Below are 18,113 nucleotides of genomic sequence, written 5' to 3' on the forward strand. Positions count from 1 at the left end.
AGACCTTTTAATCTATTTTATTGAAATACTGTCATATTTAAACGTTTATAAATAATAATATAGTTTCAATTAATTATTTTATCTATTATATATAAGTCTTTAATGAATAGATACTAATATGTTGATCTATAATTAATCGATTTGTAAATCTATGTAAGTAAAAAGCGATAAGTATAAAATAAAAAAGCAGGTTTAAAAACCTGCTTTTTTTTAAATTGAATTTATTTTTTATTCTTTTGTTTCATCTGATTTATTCTCAGATTCAACTTCACTAGTTTCATTAACTACAGCTTCAGATGTTGATTCTGCAGAATCCGCCTTTTTAGTTGAACGACGACTTCTTCTAGTTACTTTTTTATTAGATTCTCCTGAATTATAGGTTTCATTAAAATCCACTAATTCAATAAGAGCTGTATCTGCACCATCTCCTAGCCTAAAACCAGTTTTAATTATTCTACAATACCCACCATTTCTAGAAGAAATTTTGGTTGCTACTGTTCTAAATAATTCAGTAACCGCCTCTTTACTCTGAAGATAACTAAAAACCGTTCTTCTATTATGAGTAGTGTCTTCTTTAGATTTAGTTAATAATGGTTCTATATACGTTCTTAATGCTTTAGCCTTAGCAACAGTTGTGTTAATTCTTTTATGAAGAATAAGGGAAGTAGCCATATTGGAAAGCATAGCTTTACGATGTGATGCAGTTCTCCCTAAATGATTAAACTTTTTTCCGTGTCTCATGATTTCTTATTATTCTGCTTCTAATTTATACTTTGAAACATCCAAACCAAAAGTCAGATTCTTAGAATAAACTAAATCTTCCAATTCGGTCAGAGATTTTTTACCAAAATTCCTAAACTTCATTAAATCTGATTTTGTAAAGGAAACTAATTCTCCCAAAGTTTCAACTTCTGCAGCCTTAAGACAATTAAGAGCTCTAACAGATAAATCCATATCAACTAGTTTAGTTTTTAATAACTGTCTCATATGAAGAGCTTCCTCGTCATAAGTGTCTGCGGATGAAACAACATCTGCTTCTAATGTTATTCTCTCATCAGAAAATAACATAAAATGATGAATTAATATTTTAGCTGCTTCTGTTAAAGCTTCTTGAGGAGTTATTGAACCATCTGTTTGAATATCTAAAATAAGCTTTTCATAATCAGTTCTCTGTTCTACACGATAATCTTCAATACTATAACTAACATTTCTAATTGGAGTATAAATAGAGTCAATTGCTATAGTTCCTATTGGAGCGTGATTAGATTTATTTTGTTCTGCAGGTACGTACCCTCTTCCTTTATCTATATTAAAAGTTATATTAAATTTAACTGATTTATCCATATGACAAATCACTAAATCAGGATTTAAAACTTGATAAGAAGAAATAAATTTACCTAAATCTCCGGCTGTCAATTCTGATTTTCCGGATATTTGAGCTGTTACAATTTCATTTCCACCTTTATTGATTTGATTATTAAATCTAACTTTTTTAAGATTCAATATGATTTCAGTCACATCTTCTATTACACCCGGAATAGTTGAAAATTCATGTTCAACTCCTTCAATTCTTATTGATGTAATAGCATACCCTTCCAACGAAGATAATAAAACTCTTCTTAAAGCATTTCCAACGGTTAATCCAAATCCAGGCTCTAAGGGTCTGAATTCAAATTGACCTTTAAAATCATCTGATTCAACTAAAATTACCTTATCAGGTTTTATAAAGTTTAAAATTGCCATATAAATCTTAGCTAATTTTTTGTTTTATTTAGAATATAATTCGACTATCAATTGTTCTTTGATATCTTCTGGAATTTGAATTCTTTCAGGAACTACTTTAAAATCTCCTGATAGTTTTTCATCATTCCATACTAACCATTCATAAGTTTTATGAGAATTATTAGCTAAAGCATCTTTAATTACTTGTAATGATTTAGATTTTTCTCTAACTCCAATCACATCACCCGGTTTTAATAGATAAGAAGGTATATTTACAATCTCTCCATTAACTGTGATATGTTTGTGTGATACTAATTGACGAGATCCTGCTCTAGTATTAGACAAACCGAATCTATAAACTACGTTATCTAGTCTAGATTCACATAATTGTAATAATACTTCACCGGTAATCCCTTTACTTCTTTGTGCCTTGTCAAACAAATTTGCAAATTGTCTTTCTAATATACCGTAAGTATATTTTGCTTTTTGTTTTTCAGCCAACTGAACTGCATATTCAGATTTTTTAGCACCTCTTCTCTTGTTCGGACCGTGTTGTCCTGGAGGGTATTTTCTTCTTTCAAAATACTTATCTTCCCCATAAATAGCTTGTCCGAATTTTCTAGCTATTTTCGTTTTTGGACCAATATATCTTGCCATTATAAAATTTGAATGATATTAATAGTATTAAACTCTTCTTCTTTTTGGTGGTCTACATCCATTATGTGGTATAGGAGTTACATCAATGATTTCACTAACTTCAATACCAGCATTATGAATAGTTCGAATAGCGGATTCTCTTCCAGCTCCCGGACCTTTCACAAAAACTTTTACCCTTCTTAATCCTAATTCATACGCAACTTGCGCACAATTTTCAGCTGCCATTTGTGCTGCATAAGGGGTATTTTTTTTAGAGCCTTTAAAACCCATTTTTCCAGCAGATGCCCATGATATTACTTCTCCGTTTTTATTTGTTAAAGAGATAATAATATTATTAAATGAGGCTTGGATATGAGCTTCTCCTACTGCTTCAATTTTAACTTTTCTTTTTTTAGCTGTTTTTGATGCTGTTTTTGCCATGTTTCTATTTATTATTTAGTGGCTTTTTTCTTATTAGCTACAGTTTTTCTTTTACCTTTTCTTGTACGAGAATTATTTTTGGTTCTTTGACCTCTAAGTGGTAAACCTAGACGATGTCTGATACCTCTCTGACATCCAATATCCATTAAACGTTTAATATTTAATTGAATTTCAGAACGTAATTCTCCTTCTACTTTAACGTTTTCGGAAATGAATTTTCTGATAGCATTAACTTCATCGTCATTCCATTCAGAAACTTTTTTATCCTCACTAATTCCTGCATCTTTTAAAACTTTAGCTGCAGTACTTTTACCAACACCGTAAATATAGGTAAGGCCTATAACTCCTCTTTTATTTTTTGGTAAATCTACACCGGAAATTCTAGCCATAGTATTAACCTTGTCTTTGTTTAAATTTAGGATTTTTTTTGTTTATAATGTATAGACGACCTTTACGTCTTACAACAATATCATCTGAACTTCTTTTTTTAAGTGATGCTCTAATTTTCATTTTTCTTTCTATTTTAATATCTGAAAGTTATTCTTCCTTTTGATAAATCATAGGGTGACATTTCCAACCGTACTTTATCTCCAGGTAATAGTTTAATATAATGCATCCTCATTTTACCAGAAATATGTGCGGTTAAAATGTGGCCATTTTCTAATTCTACTCTGAACATTGCATTAGACAATGCTTCAATAATAGTTCCGTCTTGTTCTATATGTTTTTGTTTTGCCATATATTAATTCGGATTTCTACTTAATCTTGACTGCATTAAACCATCATAATGGTGGTTTAATAAATAAGTATTAATTTGTTGTACAGTATCTAATAATACACCTACCATAATTAATAAAGAAGTTCCACCAAAAAATAAAGCAAATTTATCGGTTGCGGTGAGACCGATAATTTTAACTATTGCAGGAAGAACTGCTATAAGAGCTAAATAAATAGCTCCAGGTAGTGTAATTTTAGATAAAACATCATCTAAATAATCAGCTGTTTCTTTACCTGGTTTTACACGTGGAATTAATCCTCCATTTCTTTTTAAATCATCAGCCATTTGATTTATAGGAATTGTAATAGCTGTGTAGAAAAAGGTAAAGACTATTATTAACAGGGCAAATAATAAATTATATTGCCAACTAAATACTTGACTAAATCCTGCCCAAAAAGTATTAGTAGTTGTTTCAGAACGTACCAATAAACCCGGTATGAACATTAGTGCTTGTGCAAAAATGATAGGCATTACACCGGCTGCATTAACTTTTAATGGTATATATTGCCTAGCCGCATTTGTTATGGAACGTAATGATCCAGATTTTGTTCTACTCACGTATTGTACAGGAACTTTTCTTACGGCTACAGTCAACATAATACATAATATGATAACTAACAACCAAGCAATTACTTCTATAAACATCATGATAAGTCCTTTTCCGGTATCTCCCATTTGTACACCAACTTCTTGAACAAATGCTGTTGGAAAACCTGCTAAAATACCAACCATAATTAAAATAGATATCCCATTACCGATTCCTTTGTCAGTTATCTTTTCCCCCATCCACATAGCAAAAATTGTGCCTGAAATTAAGATTATAATACTTGGCACCCAAAATAAGAAAATATTATTGGGATCTACTAAATAGGCTGTTCTAAATTGCTCAATAGGTAGAAAGACTTGTGTAATAGATGTCAAATAGGCAGGAGCTTGTATTAAACATATTAAAATTGTCAACCACCTAGTAATCTGATTAACCGTCTTACGACCGCTTTCTCCCTCTTTTTGTAGTTTTTGTATATAAGGTATAGCTAATCCCATTAATTGCACCACAATAGAAGCAGATATATACGGCATAATACCTAAAGCAAAAATTGATGCTTTACTGAATGCACCTCCCGTAAATGAAGATAATAACCCTAACAGACCGGTAGCCTGTTGGTTTCCACCATTGTTTTTGTAGATTTCAAGAATATTATCTACTTCTACCATATTGATAGCAGGAAGTGAAACATGCGTACCAAATCTGTATACCAATACTAGAACAAAAGTGAAAATAAGTTTATCTCTTAACTCTTTTATACTCCAGATATTCTTTAATGTCTGTATAAATCCTTTCATGCTATTTTATAAGATGTTAGCTTTCCCTCCGGCTTTTTCTATAGCCTCTTTTGCTGATTTAGTATATTTATCAACAGTTATATTAACGGTTGATTTTAATTCTCCTCTACCAAGAATTTTAACTAAATCATTTTTAGAAATTAATCCATTTTGGATTAAAGTTTCTTTGGTGATTTCAGTAGAAATTTTATTACTATCAATTAAACCTTGAATTGTGTCTAAATTAATACCCACATATTCTTTTCTATTGATATTCTTAAAGCCAAATTTAGGAATCCTTCTTTGTAAAGGCATTTGACCTCCTTCAAATCCTACTTTATCTTTATGTCCTGAACGAGATTTATCTCCTTTGTGACCTTTAGTAGAAGTACCTCCTTTACCACTTCCTTGACCTCTACCTAGTCTCTTGCTATTATGTGTTGAACCTTGTGCAGGTTTTAAAGTATGTAAATTCATATCTTATTATTCTTCAACAGTTACTAAATGTTTTACTACTGCAACCATACCTAATATTTGTGGGGTTGCTTCATGTTCAACGGTCTTATTCAATTTAGTTAAACCTAATGCTTCTAAAGTAAGCTTTTGATTTTTCGGTCTTTTAATTGAACTTCTTTTTAAAGTTATTTTTATCGTTGCCATGTTCTTATCCTTTAAATACTTTAGAAAGTGAAACTCCTCTTTGTTGTGCAATAGTTTCAGCACTTCTTAAGTTTAATAGTGCTTTTACTGTTGCTTTTACTACGTTATGTGGATTTGAAGATCCTTTAGATTTTGAAAGTACATCTTTAACTCCTGCAGATTCCAATACGGCACGAACTGCTCCCCCAGCAATCAAACCTGTACCATGAGATGCCGGACGTATAAATACATCAGCACCGCCATATTTTGCAGATTGTTCATGTGGAAGTGAACCGTTTAATATCGGTACTCTAACTAAATTTTTCTTAGCATCTTCTACAGCTTTTGAAATAGCGCTAGCTACTTCTTTTGATTTACCTAAACCAAATCCTACAACTCCTTTTTCATCACCTACAACCACAATAGCTGAAAATCCGAATGCTCTACCACCTTTGGTTACTTTTGTTACTCTTTGTACACCTACTAAACGATCTACAAGTTCTAACCCACCTGGTTTTACTCTTTCAATATTATTTATTCCTAACATAATTTTTTAATGTATTAAAATTTTAAACCTCCTTCTCTAGCACCATCAGCTAAGGCTTTCACTCTTCCGTGATATATGAAGCCATTTCTATCAAAAACCACAGTTTCAATACCGGCTACTTTAGCATTTTCAGCTAATTTTTTACCTACTAAAGCAGAAATTTCAGTTTTTGTTCCTTTTTCTCCGGCAATTTCTTTTTGACGCGAAGATGCGTAAGCTAAAGTTTTGCCAGAATTATCATCTATAAGTTGAGCGTAAATTTCTTTATTACTTCTAAAAACTGACAAACGAGGTTTTTCAGCTGTACCGAATATATTTTTACGTACTCTCCTTTTAACTCTTATTCTTTTTTCTCTTTTAGTTAATGCCATAACTTAATTTTTTATGCAGATTTACCTGCTTTTCTTCTGATTTGTTCTCCTACAAATTTAACTCCTTTACCTTTATAAGGTTCAGGTTTACGAAGTGATCTTATTTTTGCACAAACCATCCCTAATAAATGTTTATCATACGAAGATAAAGTAATTATTGGATTTTTACCTTTTTCAGTTAAAGTTTCCACTTTTACCTCTTGAGGTAACTCTATAACTACTAAATGCGAAAATCCTAAAGCCAATTCTAATTTTTGGCCTTGATTAGATGCTCTATAACCTACCCCCGCTAATTCCAATTTTTTGGTGAATCCTTCAGATACACCAACTATCATGTTATTAATAAGGGCTCTGTATAATCCATGCAAAGATTTATGTTCTTTACTGTCGGATGGACGTTGAACTGCTAATTCAGAATTTTCAATATTTATAGTTATTCCTCCGGTAAGTTCTTGTTTTAACTCACCGTTTTTTCCTTTAACTGTAACTACATTATCTTTATAATCAATGGTAGTACCTGTTGGAATATTTATTATTGCTTTTCCTATTCTTGACATTTCTTCAATTTTTTAATAAACATAACAAATTACCTCTCCACCAACATTTTCTTGTCTAGCTTTCTTATCTGTCATTACTCCTTTTGAAGTTGAGATAATAGCGATACCTAATCCATTTAAAACTCTTGGAAGTTCTTTACAACCGGAATATTTTCTTAAGCCCGGTTTAGATGCTCTTTGAATTTTTTTGATAGCCGGAAGATTAGTTACTTTATCGTATTTTAAAGCAATTTTAATAACTCCTTGTACACTACCTTCTTCAAATTTGTAGTTAAGGATATATCCTTGATCGAAGAGAATTTTAGTAATCTCTTTTTTAATTTTTGATGCAGGAATTTCAACAACTTTGTGTCCTGCTCTCATGGCATTTCTTACTCTTGTTAAGTAATCTGCAATTGGGTCTGTAACCATATTTATTTAATTTTAGAGTATAGAATTTAAATTCTACTTTTAAAATCTGTTATTTTTTAATTTTTACCAACTAGCTTTTTTAACTCCCGGTATTAATCCTTCGTTAGCCATTTCTCTAAAAGTTACTCTGGAAATTCCAAAAACTCTCATATATCCTCTTGGTCTTCCTGTAAGCTTACATCTATTGTGTAATCTTACCGGAGAAGAGTTTTTAGGAAGCTTTTGAAGTGCTTCGTAGTCTCCGGCTTCTTTTAAAGCTTTTCTTTTAGCGGCATATTTAGCTGAAAGTGCTTCTCTTTTGCGCTCACGCGCTTTCATTGATTCTTTAGCCATACTATTAATTAATTCTTTTTAAATGGTAATCCAAAGTGGGTTAATAATGCTTTTGCTTCCTTATCGGTTTTTGCATTAGTTACAAAGGTAATATCCATACCTTGAATTTTCTTCACTTTATCAATATTTATTTCTGGAAATATGATTTGTTCAGTAATTCCTAATGTATAGTTACCTCTACCGTCAAAACCATCTGATTTTATTCCATTAAAATCTCTAACACGAGGTAGAGCAGCAGTAATTAATCTATCTAAAAACTCATACATTCTATCACCACGTAAGGTAACCATTGCGCCGATTGGCATTCCTTTTCTTAGTTTGAAACCGGCTTCATCTTTTTTAGATAGACATGGTATTGCTTTTTGTCCTGCAATTAAAGAAATTTCTTCAACTGCATAATCAACAATTTTTTTATCTGCTGTTGCTGCCCCTAATCCTTGGCTTATCACAATCTTTTCTAGTTTTGGAACTTGCATCACAGATGTATAACCAAATTCCTCTTTTAGAGCAGAGATGATTTTATCTTTATATAATTGTTTCGGTCTTGCTATGTATTGCATAATCTTTCAAATTTAATTAAATCACTTCTCCTGATTTGGTTGCAACTCTAACTTTTTTCTCACCATCCATTTTATAACTTACTCTTGTTGGTTTTCCAGATTTTGGATCCAATAGAGCTAAGTTAGAAATATGTATAGAAGCTTCTTTTTCAATAATACTTCCTTGAGGATTTTCTGCTGAAGGTTTTCTATGTTTTTTAACTATATTAACTCCTTCAACTATCGCTCTGTTTTTTTCAGGATAAATTACTAAAACTTGTCCTTGCTTTCCTCTGTAAGATCCGGCAAGAACTTGAACTTTATCTCCTTTTTTTATTTTAACTTTTGCCATTTTTTTTAATTTACCTTATAATACCTCAGGAGCTAATGATATAATTTTCATATACTCTTTATCACGTAATTCTCTGGCTACCGGTCCAAAAACACGAGTTCCTCTCATTTCTCCTGCTGCATTTAACAATACACATGCATTATCTTCAAAACTAATATAAGAACCGTCTTTCCTTCTTACAGGTTTTTTAGTTCTAACCACTACTGCTTTAGATACTTGACCTTTTTTAGCGTTTCCTGATGGAGTAGCATCTTTAATAGTAACAACTATTTTATCACCTACAGATGCATATCTTCTTTTTGAACCTCCTAACACTCTGATAACTAAAGCCTCTTTTGCTCCAGTATTATCTGCAACTTTTAATCTTGATTCTGTTTGTAGCATCTCTAAATTATTTAGCTCTTTCTAATATTTCTACTAATCTCCATCTTTTACTCTTACTCAATGGACGAGTTTCCATAATGCGAACGGTATCTCCTTCATTGCATTCGTTTTTCTCATCGTGAGCAGTATATTTTTTAGTTTTTAAAACGAATTTCCCATACATGGGATGTTTCATTCTGCTTGTCTCACTAACAACGATAGTTTTATCCATCTTATTGCTAGATACTACTCCGATTCTTTCTTTTCTTAAATTTCTTTCCATAATTGAAATTAAATTCTTTTTCGGATTTTAAATTACTTTAAGGCTGTTAACAACCTTGCTATTGTTTTTCTCATCTCTCTTAATTGAATCGGATTTCCAATTGGAGACACTTTATGTGATAATCTTAGTTTAGCATACTCAGCTTTTGTTTCAGCTAATTTTGCTTTAACTTCTTCTTGACTTAAATTTCTTATATCAACTGCTTTCATCGATTTTATTATTTATGATTGCACAAAATCGTTAGCAACAACAAATTTAGTTTTCACCGGTAATTTTTGAGCTGCAAGTCGTAATGCTTCTTTTGCAACATCATAAGGAACTCCCCCTATTTCAAATAAAATTCTTCCTGGTGATACTCTTGCTACCCAATATTCCACAGCACCTTTTCCTTTACCCATACGAACCTCAGCAGGTTTTTTGGTAATAGGCTTATCCGGGAATATTTTAATCCATAATTGTCCTTCTCTTTTCATATATCGAGTGGCAGCAATACGTGCAGCTTCTATCTGTCTTGCAGTAATAAATACTGAATCTAACGCTTTAATTCCAAAAGTACCGTATGCTAATTTACTTCCTCTGTAAGAAAGACCTTTCATACGTCCTTTTTGCTGTTTACGGAATTTTGTTCTTTTTGGTTGTAACATAATTACCTAAGATATTTTTTTATCTTCTTTCTTTAACTTTTCTTTTCTGAGTCTTTTTCTGAAGACCTACTAACGGAGATAACTCTCTTTTACCATACACTTCGCCTTTCATAATCCATACTTTTACCCCTAAGCGACCATAAGTTGTATGAGCTTCAGCAATATAATAATCGATATCAGCACGGAAAGTTGACAAAGGAATTCTTCCTTCTTTAAAAGACTCTGATCTTGCCATTTCAGCACCGTTTAAACGTCCGGAAATCATAATTTTAATTCCTTCAGCGTTCATTCTCATTGTAGATGCGATAGCCATTTTAACAGCTCTTCTATATGAGATACGGCTTTCAATTTGACGAGCTACACTTTCTGCAACTAATTTTGCATCCAGTTCAGGTCTTTTAATTTCAAAAATATTTATTTGAATTTCCTTTTTAGTAATCTTTTTTAACTCTTCTTTTAATTTATCTACTTCCTGACCACCTTTTCCTATGATAATTCCAGGTCTTGCTGTGGTGATGGTAATAGTAACTAATTTCAAAGTTCTTTCGATGTAAATTCTGGAAACACCTGCTTTGGATAATCTTGCTTCTAAATATCTTCTGATTTTGTAATCTTCTGCTATTTTATCTCCAAAGTTTTTTCCACCATACCAATTAGAATCCCATCCTCGAATGATTCCTAATCTATTACCTATTGGATTTGTTTTCTGTCCCATACTTAATTTACTTCGTTTTTGTTTCCTAGAATAATTGTTACATGATTAGATCTTTTTCTAATCCTATATCCTCTCCCTTGAGGAGCAGGACGTAATCTTTTTAACATAGATCCACCGTCAACAAAAATTTCTTTTACATAAAGTTTAGCTTCTTCGATGTCTTTACCTTCATTTTTAACTTGCCAATTAGCTATGGCACTTAATAAAAGTTTTTCTAATCTGATTGAAGCTTCTTTTTTTGAATATTTTAATATGTATAATGCTTTATCAACATCAACGCCTCTAATGATATCTGCTACTAATCTCATCTTTCTAGGCGAGGTAGGACAATTATTCAAGCGAGCAATTGCTAAATTTTTCTTAGCTTCTTTACGTGCTGTTGCACTATTTTGTTTTCTGTTACCCATTGCTTATTATCTGTTACCTTTATTTTTATTTCCTGCATGACCTCTAAACACACGAGTAGGTGAAAATTCTCCTAGCTTATGTCCAACCATATTTTCAGTTACATATACCGGTACAAATTGTTTTCCGTTATGTACTGCAAACGTTTGACCAACGAAATCCGGAGATATCATTGATGCTCTAGACCATGTTTTAATCACGACTTTTTTTCCTGACTCTATATTTGCTTGAACTTTCTTGTTTAATTTATAGTGAATATAAGGTCCTTTTTTTAACGAACGTGCCATACTAGATTATTTTCTTTTTTGTAAAATATAACGATTCGATTCTTTCTTCTTTGAACGAGTCTTGTATCCTTTTGCAGGCATACCTTTTCTAGATCTTGGATGTCCTCCGGTTGATCTACCTTCACCACCTCCCATTGGGTGATCTACAGGGTTCATTGCTACCGGCCTTGTTCTTGGTCTTCTTCCTAACCATCTGCTTCTACCTGCTTTACCAGATACGATTAGCTGATGATCTGAATTGGAAACTGAACCAATTGTTGCCATACATTCAACTAAAATCATACGAGTTTCTCCGGAAGGCATTTTAAGAACGGCATATTTACCGTCTCTGGCTATAAGTTGTGCGCTGGTTCCGGCACTTCTTGCCATTTTCGCTCCTTGTCCGGGACGTAACTCAATACATGAAATAACAGTACCTAAAGGTATGCTTTTTAATTTCATTGCGTTTCCAATTTCAGGAGCAACACTCTCTCCTGAAACGACTTTTTGTCCTACCTTAATACCGTGAGGAGACACAATGTAGCGTTTTTCACCGTCTGCATAAACCAATAATGCGATAAATGCAGTTCTGTTTGGATCATATTCTACTGATTTTACAGTAGCCGGAATGCCAAACTTATTTCTCTTGAAATCGATCTCTCTGTATCGTTTCTTGTGTCCACCTCCGGTATAACGCATGGTCATTTTTCCGGAATTATTTCTACCTCCTGATTTAGAAATTCCTCTTAGTAAGGATTTTTCCGGTTTTGAAGTAGTGATTTCTTCAAAATTGTTAACAATTCTGAATCTTTGTCCGGGGGTGATAGGTTTTAATTTTCTTACCGACATGATTCTTTATAAATTATATATTTCCAAATACATCAATGGTTTGACCTTCTTTTATGTCAACCATTGCTTTTTTCAATTTATTAGTTTTTCCAACTTGAAGACCTGTTTTTGTATATTTTGATTTAACAACAGGTGCAGAAATTAATGTTCTTACTGCAACTACATTAACTCCGTAAGCTTGTTCTACAGCATATCTAATCTCTGACTTATTCGCTTTAGTATTTACTAAAAAAGTATAACGATTTCTTTTTTCAGCGATTTCGTTAGCTTTTTCTGATATAATAGGTTTTATGAGTACAGACATAATTCTATTTTCTTAAATTTTCTTGTATTTTTTCTACTGAGCTTTCAAACAAAACCACTTCATTCGCTTTTAAGACATCATAACTACTTATCTCGTTATATCCTAATACTTTAGCGTCTTGTAAATTTCGTGATGACAAGTATACATTTTTATTAGACTGCCCTAAAATAAACAAAGCTTTTTTGTTAGCTAGTCCTAAATCTTGTAAAACTTTAGTAAAATCTTTTGTTTTTGGTGCTTCAAAATTTAAGTCTTCAACTACTTTTAAGTTGTTTTCTTTTAATTTTTGGCTAAAAACTGATTTTTTTGCTATTCTTTTTAATGATTTATTTAATTTGAACCTGTAATCTCTTGGTCTAGGTCCAAATACTCTTGCTCCACCTCTGAACAAAGGGTTGTTGATATCCCCTTTTCGAGAACCTCCTGTTCCTTTTTGACGATGAAGTTTACGAGTTGACCCACTTAATTCGGATCTTTCTTTAGATTTATGAGTTCCTTGTCTCTGTGATGCCAAATATTGCTTTACTTCTAAGTAAACAGCATGTGTATTTGGTTCAACTCCAAATATTGTTTCGTCTAAAGCAACCTTTCTTCCGGTTTCTTTTCCGCTTCTATCTAGTACTACTAATTCCATCTTCTTACAATTACATATGAATTTTTAGGACCCGGAACTGCACCTTTTACAATTAAAAGATTTTTTTCATTGTCCACTTTTATAACCTGTAAATTTTGCACTGTCACTTGATTTCCACCCATTCTTCCAGCCATTCTCATTCCTTTAAATACTCTGGATGGATCTGATCCTGCTCCAATAGAACCCGGAGCTCTTAATCTGTTATGCTGACCATGTGTTGCTTGCATAACCCCTCCAAAGCCGTGTCTTTTAACCACCCCTTGGAATCCTTTACCTTTTGAAGTTCCGGTAACGTCAACATATTCTCCTTCTGAAAATAAATCAACTTTTACTTCTTCTCCAATTTTCAATCCGTCAAATCCATGACGAAACTCCACCATTTTTCTTTTTGGTGTTGAACCTGCTTTTTTGAAGTGACCTAAAAGGGCTTTGCCGACATTTTTTTCACTTCTGTCATCGAAACCTAGTTGAACCGCATAATAGCCGTCCTTTTCTTCGGTTCTGACCTGTAAAACTGTACATGGACCCGCTTCTATAACAGTACAAGGAATGTTTTTACCTTCCTCGTCAAACAAGCTGGTCATGCCAATTTTTTTTCCAATAATACCTGACATTTGTTCTATTTATATATTTTTTCGGACTGCAAAATTAAAAAATTTTTTTCACAATTTAACATTCTGATTCAAAATTTTTTATAATTAGTTTTTATTTTGATTTCAATGGTTTTAACTTGATTAAAATTTTAATTTAAAATTTATCATTATTCCATCCAATTTTTGGTAAATCTATTTAGAACAAATTACTTATATTCTTATCTTTTTACTATTTGTTATACTTCACTTCATAATTCAGTTTTTTTTATCAAATAATCTTTAGCATATCTAAAGTTATATTTCCGGTTTTTTATATAAAAAAACTATTTCTTCTTTATCAATTGCAACTCTCCCATACATTTTCTTTTTTTTCCTCCGTATATATAATAAATTAAAGTGTCTTTGGATAATTCTTCTTCTGTTAATGTAAAAATAAGATATTTCCCCTTAACACCCATATTACCATTGGAAGTATCACCATTCATGCATCTTTCCCATGTTCGGGAGAGACCTATACTATCTATGGCTTCTATGTATAACTCGTTTCCTCTTTGTTTTTTGATATTTCCAAGAGTATCATATACCCAGGGGATTTCTACCCATGCTTTTTTTATTAGTTCTCTGTTCGGCCTATATTCAGCCAAAAAAACTCCATTAGCCTTCGATTCCTCTATTGTCTCACTTATCTGGGTAGATAAAGTCCTGTCGGGAATATCGATATTGCACCCTACCATACCTAATAGGAATACACATGCTAAAATATTTCGTGTTTTTTTATTCATACGATTATTCTGATCCGTATAAAAAAAACTATCTCTTCTTTATCAATAACAACTCTCCCATACATTTTCTTTTTTTTCCTCCATATATATAATAAATTAAAGTGTCTTTAGATAATTCTTCTTCTGTTAATATAAATGTAAGATATTTCCCCTTAACACCCACATTACCATTGGAAGTATCTCCTTGTTCGCATTCTGACCAACTATCGCTAAGACCTATACTGTCTTTGGCTTCTATGTATAACTCATGTCCTCTTTGTTTTTTGATATTTCCAAGGGTATCATATACCCAGTGGATTTCTGCCCATGCTTTTTTTATTATTTCTCTATTCGGCCTATATTCGGCCAAAAAAACTCCATTAGCCTTCGATTCTTCTATTGTCTCACTTATTTGTGTAATCTTTGTTCTATCGGGTACATCGAAACCGCACCCTATCATACTTAATAGAGATACACTTGTTAAAACTATTTGTATTTTTTTATTCATACCATTTTTTTAATCTTTATAAAGACATTTAAAGGGTGGTTATAAAAAAACTATTTCTTCTTTATCAATTGCAACTCTCCCATCCATTTTCTTTTTTTTCCTCCGTATATATAATAAATTAAAGTGTCTTTGGATAATTCTTCTTCTGTTAATCTAAAGGTAAGATATTTCGCCCCAACAATCATAGTACCATTGGAAGTATCTCCATTCATGCATCTTTCCCTTGTTCGGGAGAGACCTATACTGTCTTCGACTTCTATGTATAACTCATTTCCTCCTCGTTTTTTGATATTTCCAAGAGTATCATATACCCAGGGAATTTCTACCCATGCTTTTTTTATTATTTTTCTATTTGGCCTATATTCAGCCAAAAAAACTCCATTAGCCTTCGATTCCTCTATTGTCTCACTTATCTGAGTAAATAATGTTCTATCAGGTACATCGATATTGCATCCCATCAAACTTAGTAGGAATACACTTGTTAAAACTATTTGTATTTTTTTATTCATACCATTCTTCGGATCCGTATAAAAAAAAACTATTTCTTTTTTATCAATTGCAATTCTCCCATACATTTTCTCTTTTTTCCTCCGTATATATAATAAATTAAAGTGTCTTTGGATAATTCTTCTTCTGTTAATTCAAAAATTAAATACTCAATTCCCATACTAATAGTACCATTGGAAGTATCTCCTTGTTCGCATTCTAACCAACTATCGCTAAGACCTATACTGTCTTTTGATAGAATATATAATCTAAACCCCTTTGATTTTCTTATATTTACAAGTGTATCATATACCCAGGGGTTTTCTGCCCATGCTTTTTTTATTATTTCTCTATTCGGCTTATATTCGGCCAAAAAAACTCCTCTTGCCTTCGATTCTTCTATCGTCTCACTTACCTGAACAGAGCTTGTCTTATCTGGAATATCGATATTGCATCCTATCATACTTAGTAGGGATACACCTATTAAAACTATTTGTATTTTTTTATTCATACCATATTCTGATCCGTATAAAAAAAAACTATTTCTTCTTAATCAATTGCAATTCTCCCATACATTTTCTCTTTTTTCCTCCGTATATATAATAAATTAAAGTGTCTTTGGATAATTCTTCTTCTGTTAATTCAAAAATTAAATAGTCGGCTCCCATACTAAAATTACCATTGGAAGTATCACCATTCATGCATCTTTCCCATGTTCGGGAGAGACCTATACTATCTATGGCTTCTATGTATAACTCGTTTCCTCCTTGTTTTTTGATATTTCCAAGAGTATCATATACCCAGGGGATTTCTACCCATGCTTTTTTTATTATTTCTCTATTTGGCCTATATTCAGCCAAAAAAACTCCATTAGCCTTCGATTCTTCTATTGTCTCACTTATCTGGGTAGATAAAGTCCTGTCGGGAATATCGATATTGCACCCTACCATACCTAATAGGAATACACATGCTAAAATATTTCGTGTTTTTTTATTCATACGATTATTCTGATCCGTATAAAAAAAACTATCTCTTCTTTATCAATAACAACTCTCCCATACATTTTCTCTTTTTTCCTCCATATATATAATAAATTAAAGTGTCTTTAGATAATTCTTCTTCTGTTAAATCAAAAAATAAATACTCGGCTCCCATACTAATATTATTATTGGAAGTATCTCCATTCATACATCTTTCCCATGTTCGCGAGAGACCTATACTGTCTTTGGCTTCTATGTATAACTCGTTTCCTCTTTGTCTTTTGATATTTCCAAGAGTATCATATACCCAGGGGTTTTCTGCCCATGCTTTTTTTATTATTTCTCTATTCGGCTTATATTCGGCCAAAAAAACTCCTTTGGCCTTCGATTCCTCTATTGTCTCACTTATTTGTGTAATCTTTGTTCTATCGGGTACATCGAAACCGCATCCTATCATACTTAGTAGAGATACACCTATTAAAACTATTTGTGTTTTTTTATTCATACCATTCTTCGGATCCGTATAAAAAAACTATTTCTTCTTTATCAATTGCAATTCTCCCATACATTTTCTCTTTTTTCCTCCGTATATATAATAAATTAAAGTGTCTTTGGATAATTCTTCTTCTGTTAATATAAAGGTAAGATATTTCCCCTTAACACCCATATTACCATTGGAAGTATCTCCATTCATGCATCTTTCCCATGTTCGGGAGAGACCTATACTATCTATGGCTTCTATGTATAACTCATGTCCTCTTTGTTTTTTGATATTTCCAAGGGTATCATATACCCAGTGGATTTCTGCCCATGCTTTTTTTATTATTTCTCTATTTGGCCTATATTCGGCCAAAAAAACTCCATTAGCCTTCGATTCCTCTATTGTCTCACTTATCTGGGTAAATAATGTTCTATCGGGTACATCGATATTGCATCCTATCATACTTAGTAGGGATACACTTGTTAAAACTATTTGTATTTTTTTATTCATACCATTCTTCGGATCCGTATAAAAAAACTATTTCTTCTTGATCAATAACAATTCTCCCATACATTTTCTTTTTTTTCCTCCGTATATATAATAAATTAAAGTGTCTTTGGATAATTCTTCTTCTGTTAATTCATAGGTAAGATATTTCCCCTTAACACCCATATTACCATTGGAAGTATCTCCTTGTTCGCATTCTGACCAACTATCGCTAAGACCTATACTATCTATGGCTTCTATGTATAACTCATTTCCTCCTTGTTTTTTGATATTTCCAAGAGTATCATATACCCAGGGGATTTCTACCCATGCTTTTTTTATTATTTTTCTATTTGGCCTATATTCAGCCAAAAAAACTCCATTAGCCTTCGATTCTTCTATTGTCTCACTTATTTGTGTAATCTTTGTTCTATCGGGTACATCGAAATCGCACCCTATCATACTTAATAGAGATACACTTGTTAAAACTATTTGTATTTTTTTATTCATACCATTATTCTGATCCGTATAAAAAAAACTATTTCTTCTTTATCAATAACAATTCTCCCATACATTTTCTCTTTTTTCCTCCGTATATATAATAAATTAAAGTGTCTTTGGATAATTCTTCTTCTGTTAATCTATAAGTAAGATATCTCGCCCCATCAACCATATTTCCATTGGAAGTATCTCCTTGTTCGCATTC

37 protein-coding genes are annotated in these 18,113 nt (G+C 32.1%); all 37 read right to left on the reverse strand.

Annotated features, from left to right (window positions below; genetic code table 11):
* Nucleotides 1-228: 228 nt before the first annotated feature.
* Nucleotides 229-741, reverse strand: coding sequence for a 50S ribosomal protein L17 (gene rplQ / locus GYM73_RS07405; RefSeq protein ID WP_160541871.1), 513 nt, complete (start codon nt 739-741; stop codon nt 229-231).
* A gap of 9 nt (nt 742-750) precedes the next feature.
* Nucleotides 751-1,743, reverse strand: a complete 993-nt coding sequence (locus GYM73_RS07410; protein WP_220233451.1) for a DNA-directed RNA polymerase subunit alpha — start codon at nt 1,741-1,743, stop codon at nt 751-753.
* 24 nt (nt 1,744-1,767) lie between these two features.
* Nucleotides 1,768-2,379, reverse strand: coding sequence for a 30S ribosomal protein S4 (gene rpsD, locus GYM73_RS07415; RefSeq protein WP_105298115.1), 612 nt, complete (start codon nt 2,377-2,379; stop codon nt 1,768-1,770).
* Nucleotides 2,380-2,406: 27 nt separating this feature from the next.
* Complete coding sequence (gene rpsK / locus GYM73_RS07420; protein WP_160541869.1) at nt 2,407-2,799, reverse strand: 30S ribosomal protein S11; 393 nt, start codon at nt 2,797-2,799, stop codon at nt 2,407-2,409.
* An 11-nt stretch (nt 2,800-2,810) separates the two neighbouring features.
* Nucleotides 2,811-3,188, reverse strand: a complete 378-nt coding sequence (gene rpsM / locus GYM73_RS07425) for a 30S ribosomal protein S13 (RefSeq protein ID WP_105298117.1) — start codon at nt 3,186-3,188, stop codon at nt 2,811-2,813.
* A 4-nt stretch (nt 3,189-3,192) separates the two neighbouring features.
* Nucleotides 3,193-3,309 (reverse strand): type B 50S ribosomal protein L36, encoded by a 117-nt coding sequence (gene ykgO / locus GYM73_RS07430; protein ID WP_073961215.1) that lies wholly within the window; start codon nt 3,307-3,309, stop codon nt 3,193-3,195.
* 13 nt (nt 3,310-3,322) lie between these two features.
* A complete protein-coding gene (gene infA, locus GYM73_RS07435) occupies nt 3,323-3,538 on the reverse strand; it encodes a translation initiation factor IF-1 (protein ID WP_055425352.1) in 216 nt (71 codons plus the stop codon).
* 3 nt (nt 3,539-3,541) lie between these two features.
* Nucleotides 3,542-4,921 (reverse strand): preprotein translocase subunit SecY, encoded by a 1,380-nt coding sequence (gene secY / locus GYM73_RS07440; RefSeq protein ID WP_105298118.1) that lies wholly within the window; start codon nt 4,919-4,921, stop codon nt 3,542-3,544.
* 6 nt (nt 4,922-4,927) lie between these two features.
* A complete protein-coding gene (gene rplO, locus GYM73_RS07445; RefSeq protein ID WP_160541868.1) occupies nt 4,928-5,377 on the reverse strand; it encodes a 50S ribosomal protein L15 in 450 nt (149 codons plus the stop codon).
* 6 nt (nt 5,378-5,383) lie between these two features.
* Entirely contained in the window at nt 5,384-5,560 is a 177-nt protein-coding gene (rpmD, locus tag GYM73_RS07450) for a 50S ribosomal protein L30 (protein ID WP_055425355.1), read from the reverse strand.
* Nucleotides 5,561-5,564: 4 nt separating this feature from the next.
* Nucleotides 5,565-6,086, reverse strand: a complete 522-nt coding sequence (rpsE, locus tag GYM73_RS07455; protein WP_055425356.1) for a 30S ribosomal protein S5 — start codon at nt 6,084-6,086, stop codon at nt 5,565-5,567.
* Between the two features lie 14 nt (nt 6,087-6,100).
* The gene (gene rplR / locus GYM73_RS07460) at nt 6,101-6,457 is read right to left on the reverse strand and encodes a 50S ribosomal protein L18 (protein WP_105298120.1); all 357 of its coding nucleotides are present in this window, start codon (nt 6,455-6,457) and stop codon (nt 6,101-6,103) included.
* An 11-nt stretch (nt 6,458-6,468) separates the two neighbouring features.
* Complete coding sequence (rplF, locus tag GYM73_RS07465; protein ID WP_105298121.1) at nt 6,469-7,014, reverse strand: 50S ribosomal protein L6; 546 nt, start codon at nt 7,012-7,014, stop codon at nt 6,469-6,471.
* Nucleotides 7,015-7,026: 12 nt separating this feature from the next.
* The gene (rpsH, locus tag GYM73_RS07470) at nt 7,027-7,425 is read right to left on the reverse strand and encodes a 30S ribosomal protein S8 (RefSeq protein ID WP_220233452.1); all 399 of its coding nucleotides are present in this window, start codon (nt 7,423-7,425) and stop codon (nt 7,027-7,029) included.
* 63 nt (nt 7,426-7,488) lie between these two features.
* Nucleotides 7,489-7,758: a 30S ribosomal protein S14 gene (gene rpsN, locus GYM73_RS07475; RefSeq protein ID WP_055425360.1), complete on the reverse strand. Its 270-nt coding sequence runs from the start codon at nt 7,756-7,758 to the stop codon at nt 7,489-7,491.
* A gap of 8 nt (nt 7,759-7,766) precedes the next feature.
* Nucleotides 7,767-8,318 carry a 50S ribosomal protein L5 gene (gene rplE, locus GYM73_RS07480; protein ID WP_105298123.1) on the reverse strand — a complete coding sequence of 184 codons (552 nt, stop codon included), beginning with the start codon at nt 8,316-8,318 and terminating at the stop codon, nt 7,767-7,769.
* A 16-nt stretch (nt 8,319-8,334) separates the two neighbouring features.
* Nucleotides 8,335-8,649, reverse strand: coding sequence for a 50S ribosomal protein L24 (gene rplX / locus GYM73_RS07485; protein WP_105298124.1), 315 nt, complete (start codon nt 8,647-8,649; stop codon nt 8,335-8,337).
* Nucleotides 8,650-8,664: 15 nt separating this feature from the next.
* Complete coding sequence (gene rplN / locus GYM73_RS07490) at nt 8,665-9,033, reverse strand: 50S ribosomal protein L14 (protein WP_055425363.1); 369 nt, start codon at nt 9,031-9,033, stop codon at nt 8,665-8,667.
* 7 nt (nt 9,034-9,040) lie between these two features.
* The gene (gene rpsQ, locus GYM73_RS07495) at nt 9,041-9,295 is read right to left on the reverse strand and encodes a 30S ribosomal protein S17 (RefSeq protein ID WP_055425364.1); all 255 of its coding nucleotides are present in this window, start codon (nt 9,293-9,295) and stop codon (nt 9,041-9,043) included.
* 32 nt (nt 9,296-9,327) lie between these two features.
* Nucleotides 9,328-9,504 (reverse strand): 50S ribosomal protein L29, encoded by a 177-nt coding sequence (gene rpmC, locus GYM73_RS07500; protein WP_105298126.1) that lies wholly within the window; start codon nt 9,502-9,504, stop codon nt 9,328-9,330.
* Between the two features lie 12 nt (nt 9,505-9,516).
* Complete coding sequence (rplP, locus tag GYM73_RS07505) at nt 9,517-9,939, reverse strand: 50S ribosomal protein L16 (protein WP_055425366.1); 423 nt, start codon at nt 9,937-9,939, stop codon at nt 9,517-9,519.
* A 19-nt stretch (nt 9,940-9,958) separates the two neighbouring features.
* Entirely contained in the window at nt 9,959-10,654 is a 696-nt protein-coding gene (gene rpsC, locus GYM73_RS07510) for a 30S ribosomal protein S3 (protein ID WP_055425367.1), read from the reverse strand.
* A gap of 2 nt (nt 10,655-10,656) precedes the next feature.
* Entirely contained in the window at nt 10,657-11,061 is a 405-nt protein-coding gene (rplV, locus tag GYM73_RS07515; RefSeq protein ID WP_055425368.1) for a 50S ribosomal protein L22, read from the reverse strand.
* A gap of 6 nt (nt 11,062-11,067) precedes the next feature.
* On the reverse strand, nt 11,068-11,346 hold the full coding sequence (gene rpsS / locus GYM73_RS07520; RefSeq protein ID WP_055425369.1) for a 30S ribosomal protein S19: 279 nt from the start codon (nt 11,344-11,346) through the stop codon (nt 11,068-11,070).
* A gap of 6 nt (nt 11,347-11,352) precedes the next feature.
* Nucleotides 11,353-12,174, reverse strand: coding sequence for a 50S ribosomal protein L2 (gene rplB / locus GYM73_RS07525; protein ID WP_105298127.1), 822 nt, complete (start codon nt 12,172-12,174; stop codon nt 11,353-11,355).
* Between the two features lie 13 nt (nt 12,175-12,187).
* Entirely contained in the window at nt 12,188-12,478 is a 291-nt protein-coding gene (rplW, locus tag GYM73_RS07530) for a 50S ribosomal protein L23 (RefSeq protein ID WP_220233453.1), read from the reverse strand.
* Between the two features lie 4 nt (nt 12,479-12,482).
* Entirely contained in the window at nt 12,483-13,112 is a 630-nt protein-coding gene (gene rplD, locus GYM73_RS07535; protein ID WP_220233454.1) for a 50S ribosomal protein L4, read from the reverse strand.
* Complete coding sequence (gene rplC / locus GYM73_RS07540) at nt 13,103-13,726, reverse strand: 50S ribosomal protein L3 (protein WP_055425373.1); 624 nt, start codon at nt 13,724-13,726, stop codon at nt 13,103-13,105. Before rplC ends, rplD begins: the two co-directional genes overlap by 10 nt.
* A 302-nt stretch (nt 13,727-14,028) precedes the next feature.
* Complete coding sequence (locus tag GYM73_RS07545; protein ID WP_220233455.1) at nt 14,029-14,487, reverse strand: hypothetical protein; 459 nt, start codon at nt 14,485-14,487, stop codon at nt 14,029-14,031.
* 28 nt (nt 14,488-14,515) lie between these two features.
* Entirely contained in the window at nt 14,516-14,974 is a 459-nt protein-coding gene (locus GYM73_RS07550) for a hypothetical protein (protein ID WP_220233456.1), read from the reverse strand.
* Between the two features lie 50 nt (nt 14,975-15,024).
* Entirely contained in the window at nt 15,025-15,549 is a 525-nt protein-coding gene (locus GYM73_RS07555; RefSeq protein WP_220233457.1) for a hypothetical protein, read from the reverse strand.
* A complete protein-coding gene (locus tag GYM73_RS07560) occupies nt 15,513-15,971 on the reverse strand; it encodes a hypothetical protein (RefSeq protein ID WP_220233458.1) in 459 nt (152 codons plus the stop codon). The genes GYM73_RS07555 and GYM73_RS07560 overlap by 37 nt, the downstream gene beginning before the upstream one ends.
* 28 nt (nt 15,972-15,999) lie before the next feature.
* Nucleotides 16,000-16,458, reverse strand: coding sequence for a hypothetical protein (locus GYM73_RS07565; RefSeq protein WP_220233459.1), 459 nt, complete (start codon nt 16,456-16,458; stop codon nt 16,000-16,002).
* A 28-nt stretch (nt 16,459-16,486) separates the two neighbouring features.
* Complete coding sequence (locus GYM73_RS07570) at nt 16,487-16,945, reverse strand: hypothetical protein (protein WP_220233460.1); 459 nt, start codon at nt 16,943-16,945, stop codon at nt 16,487-16,489.
* A gap of 27 nt (nt 16,946-16,972) precedes the next feature.
* A complete protein-coding gene (locus GYM73_RS07575) occupies nt 16,973-17,431 on the reverse strand; it encodes a hypothetical protein (protein ID WP_220233461.1) in 459 nt (152 codons plus the stop codon).
* A 27-nt stretch (nt 17,432-17,458) separates the two neighbouring features.
* Nucleotides 17,459-17,917: a hypothetical protein gene (locus GYM73_RS07580; protein WP_220233462.1), complete on the reverse strand. Its 459-nt coding sequence runs from the start codon at nt 17,915-17,917 to the stop codon at nt 17,459-17,461.
* Between the two features lie 28 nt (nt 17,918-17,945).
* Entirely contained in the window at nt 17,946-18,080 is a 135-nt protein-coding gene (locus tag GYM73_RS09970) for a hypothetical protein (protein ID WP_255570955.1), read from the reverse strand.
* Nucleotides 18,081-18,113 lie beyond the last annotated feature (33 nt).

Source organism: Apibacter sp. ESL0432, from assembly GCF_019469225.1.
Lineage (GTDB): Bacteria > Bacteroidota > Bacteroidia > Flavobacteriales > Weeksellaceae > Apibacter.